The following is a 9,513-nucleotide window of genomic DNA, read 5'->3' as shown; positions in this document are numbered from 1 at the left end:
AATTCATCAAGAAATCCGGGAGCAACAGCGATCGGAAGAACATTTCACCCGGCTGCCTCTATCCCTCCATCATTAGTTCAACTCATTACGACTAACTGATGTTAAGGTTTTTGCAAGTTTAATGTGATGCGGGCACAAAAATCAGGTTTTGGCCCGCTTTTTCCTAAAATAAGGCCTTAAAAGACCGCTATTTCTCACCGAAGGGACGAATTCGACAAAATAACGCCGCAAAAGACCCTTATCCTCCCGCCAGGCTTCAAAGGGAGGCGATTACGGCCATTAGACTCTTCGGGTTAATGCAACGCTAGTGCGCAAAACACCCTTATTCACCAACTGGTCTCAACAGAAGACTCGTTGGAATGGGGCTAACTTAGTTTTCTCATAAAATATAAGTAAATTCGAAGAGTGCCGAAAGGCGCTCTTTTTTGTCGTGAAGCATGTTGAGAAACGGTGTAGAGTTTTGTTGAGAATTTGTCCAGAACCAGCAACTAGTATATGTAATGTGACTTTTTATACAACAAACCTGATAGGAGGGGTCAGGAAAAACAAACTTCGTTTGATCCTTGAAAATATAATAAAAAAGAAGGTGAGTTAGTAACCCTATGAAGAAAAGAATGATTGCGATCGCAATGGCCTGGGTTCTTCTGCTCCAAACGGTGTTCGGAGCGGGGATGCTTACGGCCAGCGCTGATTCGGATGTTTTACTTCCGGAGGATGCGGCAACGGTGACGGATGCGGCCTACGGTCCGGTTTCGCTCATGGCTGCCAGCAAGGAGAGCATCCTTACCAAGGTGAAGCTTCTCGACCAAAACAACACCGTGATCGATGCGGTGTACAATCCGAGCCGAGAAGGAGTTTCCAAGCCCGGGGATCCCGTTCGTATTGAATACGAATGGTCATTGGAGAACGGACACGGCTATAAGGCTGGAGATAAGTTCGAATTTGACATTCCCAAGGAATTCACGGTTTACAGTAAGTTCACCGAGCAGTTGAACACTGATAATGGCAGCATTGGGGAGTTTACCGTTGAGCCGAACGGCCATGTAACGGTAGTGTTCAATGAGCTGGTGGATAATTCGGAAGTCCGGGGCACCATGGAGATTAGCACCGAATTCAGCAAGACCACAATTAAAGGAAGCGTTGAAGTTCCCATCACTTTCCCGATTCGCGGAGGGGACCAGGTAGCGAAGGTTAAATTTGCACCGTTTGGTGGAAAGCCGTTAACAAAACAAGGTACGGCATCTGGAGAAAAGTACATTGACTGGACCTTGGATGTGAACACGGATTCTAAAAAACTGAACACTCCCGAGGTATCGGATAAAATTCCTGATGGTTTGGAACTAGATGAGACGAGCATCAAGGTGTATCAACTCAACCTGAACATCGATAAGGCACCTGACGTAGGTGGTGAAGTTACCCCTGAGGTCGGGAACTACACAGTGACAGCCGATGGTTCCGCTTTTAGTATCAAATTTAACGATGCTGCGTTTACTTCGGCTTACCGGATTCAGTTTAGAACTAACGTGATCGATGAAAAAGAAACCTATTTCAACAATACGGCCACGTTAAAGAGCGACTCTACCTCTGAGAATGCCTCCGATGATGTTACCATTCAGCGTAAGGAACTGGTGACAAAAAAAGCAGGTAATTATGATCCAGTAAACCAGACGGTGGAATGGACCATCGAGTATAATCACGGAGAAAAAGATATTCTCAAGAAAGAGGCAGTAGTCGAGGATCGATTCCCCGATACCATGGATTTGGTTGGAGGAATTATGGTTACTCAGCTTGGAGGCGGGGTTGTCGATAGTAGCAAGTATGTAGTTGCTGACCCTGAAGATTTGGCTCCAGATCAAAAAGGATTCACTTTAAAATTCAACCAGGACATCAATTCAGGATACACAATTAAGTACAAAACGAAATATAATCCCCGGGTATACAGCAATGTTACGGTGTCGAATGAAGTCTACTCGACATACAAAGGGGAAGAAACCAAGAAGTCCGCATCTCAAACTTTTAAAAGCGGGATCGGCACTAAGAGTCTTGTAGGGTCCGCCACCAATTATGCGACCAAGGAACTTACTTGGAGAATCGTCGTGAACAGTGACCTTCAGAAGATGACGAACCTGGAGATTAAAGACAATTTTACAGGTGGAGGATTGACCTTTATTCCAAGTGAACTTGAGGTAACTTCCAAATCCGGAAATGTAATACCCTATAACTTGGATAGCACTATAGCAGTTGAGAATGGCTTTAAGCTAAACTTCACGGGAGATTTCACCGAAGAATACGTGATCACTTACAAGACTACATTTGATCCTAGTAAATCGTTGTTCGGGAACGAAGCTGCATTGGAATGGGCGGAAAAGACAGCTGATTATCAAACTTTGAAAGCTTCTTTTAATCCCAACAATGAAACCAAAAACAACGGCGCTAAGATAGGCAGCTATGATCCACGAACCAAGAAAATAACTTGGACGATCTACGCCAATTACAATGGGTTCGATGTAGAAAATGCGGTATTTGAGGATGTTTTGCAGGAAAATCAAACGTTGGTTGAAAATTCTCTCAAAGTCTATAACATGTCCGTTCAGAAAAACGGAGATCCTTTGCAGGGTTCAGAAATCGATCTGAGTTCTAAAAAGGTGGATACAACGAATGGGAAGATTGAAATTGAATTCGGTAATATTAGTGAACCTTATTGGATCACTTTCCAGACTACGCTCGATAATACGTTAATAGCGGACAAAATTCCTAACGTCGCTACGCTAAGTAGTAATGGAACTGTTAAAGGGAATTGGGGATATACTGTGACAGTTCCGCACGGCGAAGTATACGTCAGCAAGACCGGCGTACGTGGCGTTGATAAAGACGCCGACAAAATCAATTGGCAGATCAAAATCAACGAAGGTCAATCTTACGTTGAAAATGCGAAAATCGTCGATACGCCAAGCGCCAACCAGATCGTGAAGCCGGAAACTTTTGAGCTTTACGAAGGTATAGTGGGCTCCAATGGCGATGTATCGACCGGTAAGCTCCTCGAAAAGGACAAGGACTACGAAGTGGTGCTTCACACCGATGATTCAGGCGAGTTGAAGAGCTTCGAAGTGATTCTCCCTAAAACGATCGAAACGGCCTATATCCTGAAGTATCAATCGGAAATTGCCGTATCCGTCGACAAGGAAAAGATCACGAACCAGGTGAGCTTTATCGGTGACGGTGTCTCGGTAGGGACGCGGGAAACGGAGCAAGCGATCGAAATTCGTTTATCCTCCGGTTCCGGTACGGGCTCTGGCGTACGCGGCGGTCTGGAAGTCACGAAAGTGGATAAGGACAGCCCGGGGACGGTACTGCCTGGCGCCAAGTTTGAACTGAAGAACAGCAAAGGCGAATCGATCGGGGTAAAGGAAACGGGAGCGGACGGGAAAATCACGTTCACGAAGCTGCTTTACGACACCTATACGCTGACCGAGCTTCAAGCTCCGGCGGGCTATAAAGCGGTTGCGTCGCCTCTTACGGTAAAAATCGATAAAGAGGTTCAAAGCACGGGCGGTGTGAAAGTCCTCCCGGTACCTAACGAAAAAATCCCTTACATCCCGCTGGGCGGTTTGGAAATCCTGAAAGTGGCCAAAGAGGATAACTCGAAAGTGCTGCCGGGAGCCAAATTCCAGCTGCAGGATGCCGGATTGCAAAAAGATCCTGTTGTCTTGACGACGGACAAAGACGGGATTGCGCGGATTAACGGTCTTATTTTCGGGGATTACATCCTGAAAGAGATCGAGGCTCCGGCAGGTTACATCCTGGATTCAACGGAGCGTAAAGTCACCATCGACAAAGAATCCGTTGTGAAGATGACACTGGTGAACGAGAAGCAGCCGGACCCTGTCGTCCAACTGGAAGTTGTCAAGGTGGACAAGGATGACGCCTCCAAGAAGCTGGCAGGTGCGACTTTCGTCCTGCAGGATGCCGAAAAACGGAGAGAACCGGTAACGGTAACTACGGGCACCTATGGTGTGGCCTTGTTCCCGAACCTTCTCTACGGGGAATACATCCTTAAGGAAACGGTGGCGCCAGCAGGCTACGTGCTGGATGCTGCGGAGCGTCCGGTAACGATCGGCGCAACCACCGAGTTAGTGGACGGTAAATTCATCCTTCCAATCAGCAATACCAAAATGCCGCAGATTCCGGGTAATCCAGGAAACAGCGGCGGCGGCAATGGATCCAGCGGCGGCGGGAATTCCGGAAGTACGGGCGGATCCAGCCAACCGCAAAACCCTACGCAACCGAGTAAGCCGAATGATTCTTCAACCCCTCCCGCTAAAGATGGGGATGGAGGGAACAACAACGATCAAGGAAATACGGTTATTCCGGGCACAGGTAACGGTTCTGCCGGGGATACCACCGGACCGGTTCAAACACCTGGTCAGGATACGGAACAAGACGGCAAAAATAATTCGTTGAGAGATTCAGGCGACGAAACCGGAGATGATGCCGGGAAAAAAGGCCGTGGCGTAAAAGTACTGCCGAAAACCGGCGAAGATAGCGCTTTGCCGATACAATTGGCAGGAGTTTCCTTGATTGCCTTGGGCTTGTTGCTTAAGAGAAGAATGACACTCAAAAAATAGTTTAACGACGTATAGCGTTCCCCAAGGAGACCTTTCCTCTCCTCGGGGAACGCTTTTCTTATGTCCGAAATGTTTAATATTTTGTATAGAATTTGTAAAGGACAATACGTTATCGTATTAGTAGTACTATTCTACTAAGAAAATAAACTTGGTGCTGTGAGGAAAATCCTATTATACTAGGTTTATTTAAGATTTTTAAAGGAGCTAAAGGAAGATGAAAGTAAAGAAACGGCCGCTGCTCAAAGCGGGGGTGTTCATCATGGCTTTTTCCATCCTGCTTGCGGGATGTTCGTCGGGGACGGGGATAGGTTCGGAGGGGCAGTCCGTCGAAAAGCCGACGGAGGTTGTGGAGAAGTACACCGGAGAGAAGAGTCTGGAACTCCCCTTTGTATATACGGCCAAGAAAGAATTATCCCTGACCTTTAACGGGATGGGGGATAAGGACTCAATGGCGAAACTGCTGAAGCAGTTGGACAAATACAAGGTAAAGGCGACCTTCTTTCTTCCGGGGATACGGGTTGCGGAGGAACCGGATATCGCCGCGGCGATCTTGGCCGGCGGACATGAGATCGAGAACAACACGTTGAACCAATTGGATTTGAACAAGCTGGACTATGAGCAAATTTATAAAGAGATCAAGTTGGCGAACGACGTGATCGAAGAGAACACCGGGTCCCGTCCGAAATATGTGCGGACCCGCTCGGGGGACTATCCCGAGGACTTGCCGCTGGTGGCGGCCCAGCTCGGGCTGAAGGCGGTGGTGAGCTACAACATCAACCCGAAAGACCGGGACATGCAGAGCGCCAAGGAGATTGGGGACTATGTCAAAAGATATATCCACCGGGGCGGCATCATCTCCTTAAACACCGACATTAATCCGGAAGTCATCGCGTCGATTCCTTATATCGCCGCAGCCGCGGACGAAATCGGATATAAGCTGGTTACGCTGGACGAGCTCGTCAGCCGCGGCGGCGTACGCAAACCTGCCGAGCAGGTTCCGGGATACGATGCGGCGCGCATTAATTCCGATTACAAAACGGCGAAGTATCGCCTGATCTATCAAGTGGACACCCCCAAGAAGCACATCGCCCTAACCTTCGACGATTGGGGGAGCGACAAAACCGTCACGAAAATTCTCGACATCCTGGCGGAGAAAGGCGTGCATGCCACGTTCTTCCTGCGGGCGAAAGGCGTCGAAACCAACCCGAATCTGGCCAGGGCCATGGTGGAAGAAGGCCATGATGTCGCCAATCACTCTTACAGCCACCCGGTGGTCACTTCGTTGACGGCCGACGAATTGCAGAAAGATATCGTGAAGGCCCACCAAGTGATCACGGATGCGATTCAGGAGCAGCCGGTGATGCTCTTCCGTCCGCCTACCGGTGTAGTCGATGACGAAAGAGCCAAGGCCATCGCCGCGGTAGGCTACCCGGACATCGCGATGTACGATGTGACGATGCTCGACTGGGATGCCTCGAACAGCGCGGACGATATCGTCAAAGGCGCTTTGGCGCAGACGAAACCGGGGAGCGTCATCCTGCTTCACATGCTGGATGACATCCATACGATTGAAGCCCTGCCAAGAGTCATCGACAGCTTGGAGGGCAAGGGCTATACGTTTGTGAAAATGGCGGATTTGATTAAAGAACAAAAAAATTAGAACAGCGGGGAAGTAGAAACATGGTCACTGAACTTTATGAAAATATCGTCGATCGACGCGAAAAAATTGCCGTCGTCGGCCTGGGTTACGTCGGACTTCCGATTGCGGTCGCCTTTTCCAAAAGGGCCGAGGTGATCGGCTTCGATGTCAATGTAGCCAAAGTGGCGAGTTACCAACGGGGGATCGATGTCACGGGGGATTTGGGAGATGAGTCGATTTCGAGCTGCAGCGTGAAATTCACCTCCAATCCGGCCGATCTTGACGGCGTACGATGCTTTATCGTGGCTGTGCCGACGCCGGTCAAGAGCGGAAACGTCCCTGACCTTCAGTTCGTGAAGAAAGCGAGCGCGCTGGTCGCCGAGAAACTCACGCCCGGTTCGCTCGTCGTTTACGAATCGACGGTTTACCCCGGCGTTACGGAGGAAGTTTGCATACCGGTGCTGGAGTCGCAATCGGGCTTCCGGTGCGGCACCGACTTCAAGGTTGGATATTCACCCGAGCGTATTAACCCGGGCGATCCGGTGCACCGCCTCGAGAATATCGTAAAGATCGTGTCGGGCAGCGACGAAGCGGCGCTGGACATCGTCGCGAAGCTGTACGAGCTGATCATCGAGGCCGGCGTGCATCGGGCCGAAACGATTAAAGTCGCCGAGGCGGCCAAAGTCATTGAAAATGCCCAGCGCGATATCAATATCGCTTTTATGAACGAGCTGTCCATGCTGTTTCACGAAATGGATATCGACACGAACGCGGTGCTTCGGGCGGCGGGAACCAAATGGAACTTCCTGAATTTCCGCCCGGGGCTGGTCGGCGGCCATTGCATCGGGATCGACCCGTATTATTTAACATACAAGGCGGAGGACAGCGGGTATCATTCCAAAATCATTTTGGCCGGACGGCATGTCAATGACGGAATGGGAAAATACATCGCTTCGAACATCGTTAAAATCATGGTGCGGCAGCGCCTGGACCTCAGCCGGACAAAGGTGGGGATCCTGGGACTGGCCTTCAAAGAAAATTGCCGGGATATCCGTAATTCCAAAGTCATCGATATGATTCGCGAGCTTCAGGAATACGGCGTCGAGCCCCTTGTCTTCGATCCGCTGGTCGACCCTTCGGAAGCGTACGAGGAATATGGGGTCGAGTTGTCGGGAACCGAGGCGTTAAAGGGACTTAACATTGCCGTAGTGGCGGTGGCGCACGATTGCTTTGCTTCGATGGGACCCGAGGAGATCGACTCGATGTACAGCGACGACCAGCCTAAGACGATCATCGATATTAAAGGCATTTATAACAGAACCGGGTTAGAAAGCAAGGGCTACCTTTACTGGAGTCTGTAATTTACCGATTGGGGTTTTCTCAAGTGATTATTAAGAAAAAAGAAACCAAAGAAGAAAAATTAACAATGACTCGAACGGACCGGCGTACGCTTTCGTACGTTCCCGATCCGGAACAGGTCCGCAAGAACGCGGACCGGAGAGGCTCGCACCTGGCGGACTCCGGGAACGGGGATGTGGATCCGGAATATATCAACAAGCTGCGGATGCTGAGCTTGCGCTATTTGGCCGACTTTGAAGTGCTGCTCGTGCCGGAGGGCAAGCGGAAAAAGGAAGGCATCCGGGGCCAGGCTTCCGATATTTCCGCCACCGGTCTTTTGATCGAACTGAAGGAAGATGCCGGCTTGACGGAAGGGAGCCGGGTTAGCGCCCGTTTTCGCATCCCTCCGGGAACGATGCCTGAGGGGTTCGAGTCTTCCGTAACCATCGACGCTACGGTGGTGCGCCGGTTTATCCGGGGAGAAGGACAGGAAGCCAGAACTATGCTGGCCGTGGAGTTTTCCAAGCCGCTGACTTCTTATTTTCAACGAAAACGTTGGGGATATTCCGTATACTCCGCGAGCGCGATCCTTTTTGTCGCCATTTTGTTCATTATGCTGATGCGCGTGGAAAGTGTCGTTTACTTCCGCTACAACCTGGTGCTTTATTTGTATAGCCTCATTGCGGCGGCTTTTTTGCTGACCCGCTATTTATTCGGCGCTTTTTACCGCGACGTTCCGATCAATCCCGATTATACGCCCGGCGTTTCCATTATCATCCCTTGCTTTAACGAGGAGGAGTGGATCGGCAGGACCATCATGAGCTGCATCAATCAGGATTATCCGGTTGACAAGCTGGAGGTCATTGTGGTAGACGATCGTTCCACGGACGGTTCGGTGAGCAACATTCAAAAAACCGTCGAGTTGATTCATAGAGAGGCGGAGCGTTATGCCACAAAGGACCGCCTGACGTACACCATTCTTGAGAAGAACGGAGGAAAGCGGGAAGCGCTGGTTAAGGGGGTCGAACTGGCCAAACATGATCTCGTCGTCTTCGTGGATTCGGACAGCTTCCTGGAACCGACGGCGATCCGCCATCTGGTCCAGCCTTTTCAGGATCCCAAAATGGGCGGCGTGGCAGGGCGGACGGACGTGGAGAACAAATACACGAATGCCATCACCAAGCTGCAGACGGTTCGCTATTATATCGCTTTTCGCATTATGAAGGCGGCGGAGTCCTGGTTTGACAGCGTCACCTGTCTGTCCGGCCCATTGTCCTGCTACAGAAAAGATCTCATTCAGCAGCACGCCGAGGCTTGGCTGAATCAAAAATTTCTTGGACAGCCCGCAACCTTCGGGGATGACCGGAGCATGACCAACTTCATATTGAAAACGCATCGGACGGCCTACCAGGATTCCGCGATCTGCTCCACGATCGTGCCTTCGAAGACGGACGTGTTCCTGAAGCAGCAAATGCGCTGGAAACGATCCTGGCTTCGCGAATCGCTCCGGGCGGCCACATTTATTTGGCGTAAGGAACCTTTCATGGCCTTATTTTTCTACATAGGTTTGATCGTGCCGATCGCCGCGCCGGTCGTGGTTCTTTATAACCTGGTATACGTACCTGCGGTCTATCGTGTTTTTCCGACGACGTTCCTGGTGGGGCTGTTAATGATGGCGCTGCTGATGAGCCTGGCGCACCTGATGTTCCGGAAGAGCCGGCTCTGGGTGTTCGGCTTCGTCTTCTGCCTCTTCTATGAATTTGTTCTGCTCTGGCAAATGCCCGTAGCTTGGGTGACCTTCTGGAAGTCCACCTGGGGAACCCGGGAAACACCGCAGGACGTCGAGGCCCGGATGAAGAAAGAAGCGCGCAAACTTAAAAATAAAAACCGAGTCAAGTGAGGATGGCAGAC

4 protein-coding genes are annotated in these 9,513 nt (G+C 50.3%); all 4 read left to right on the top strand.

The genetic code is table 11. From position 1 onward, the window contains the following. Positions 1–602: 602 nt before the first annotated feature. The 4 genes from LBW89_RS14880 (at position 603) to LBW89_RS14865 (ending at position 9,502) form a co-directional block, all read left to right on the top strand. Positions 603–4,625 (top strand): LPXTG cell wall anchor domain-containing protein, encoded by a 4,023-nt coding sequence (locus LBW89_RS14880; protein ID WP_225039450.1) that lies wholly within the window; start codon positions 603–605, stop codon positions 4,623–4,625. A 214-nt stretch (positions 4,626–4,839) separates the two neighbouring features. After that, entirely contained in the window at positions 4,840–6,285 is a 1,446-nt protein-coding gene (locus LBW89_RS14875; RefSeq protein ID WP_225039449.1) for a polysaccharide deacetylase family protein, read from the top strand. Between the two features lie 20 nt (positions 6,286–6,305). After that, positions 6,306–7,625, top strand: coding sequence for a nucleotide sugar dehydrogenase (locus LBW89_RS14870; protein ID WP_225039448.1), 1,320 nt, complete (start codon positions 6,306–6,308; stop codon positions 7,623–7,625). A 65-nt stretch (positions 7,626–7,690) separates the two neighbouring features. Then, positions 7,691–9,502 carry a glycosyltransferase gene (locus LBW89_RS14865; protein ID WP_225039447.1) on the top strand — a complete coding sequence of 604 codons (1,812 nt, stop codon included), beginning with the start codon at positions 7,691–7,693 and terminating at the stop codon, positions 9,500–9,502. The last annotated feature ends 11 nt before the right edge of the window (positions 9,503–9,513 follow it).

The organism is Paenibacillus sp. alder61 (genome assembly GCF_020179875.1).
GTDB classification, from domain to species: domain Bacteria; phylum Bacillota; class Bacilli; order Paenibacillales; family Paenibacillaceae; genus Fontibacillus; species Fontibacillus faecis.
The sequence above is the reverse complement of the archived record's forward strand: the minus strand, read 5'-3'. Positions and strand labels throughout refer to the sequence as shown.

Excerpts from the sequence above, each read along its gene's own strand:
- LBW89_RS14880 (WP_225039450.1), top strand. The coding sequence starts at position 603 with ATGAAGAAAAGAATGATTGCGATCGCAATGGCCTGGGTTCTTCTGCTC.
- LBW89_RS14875 (WP_225039449.1), top strand. The coding sequence starts at position 4,840 with ATGAAAGTAAAGAAACGGCCGCTGCTCAAAGCGGGGGTGTTCATCATG.
- LBW89_RS14870 (WP_225039448.1), top strand. The coding sequence starts at position 6,306 with ATGGTCACTGAACTTTATGAAAATATCGTCGATCGACGCGAAAAAATT.
- LBW89_RS14865 (WP_225039447.1), top strand. The coding sequence starts at position 7,691 with ATGACTCGAACGGACCGGCGTACGCTTTCGTACGTTCCCGATCCGGAA.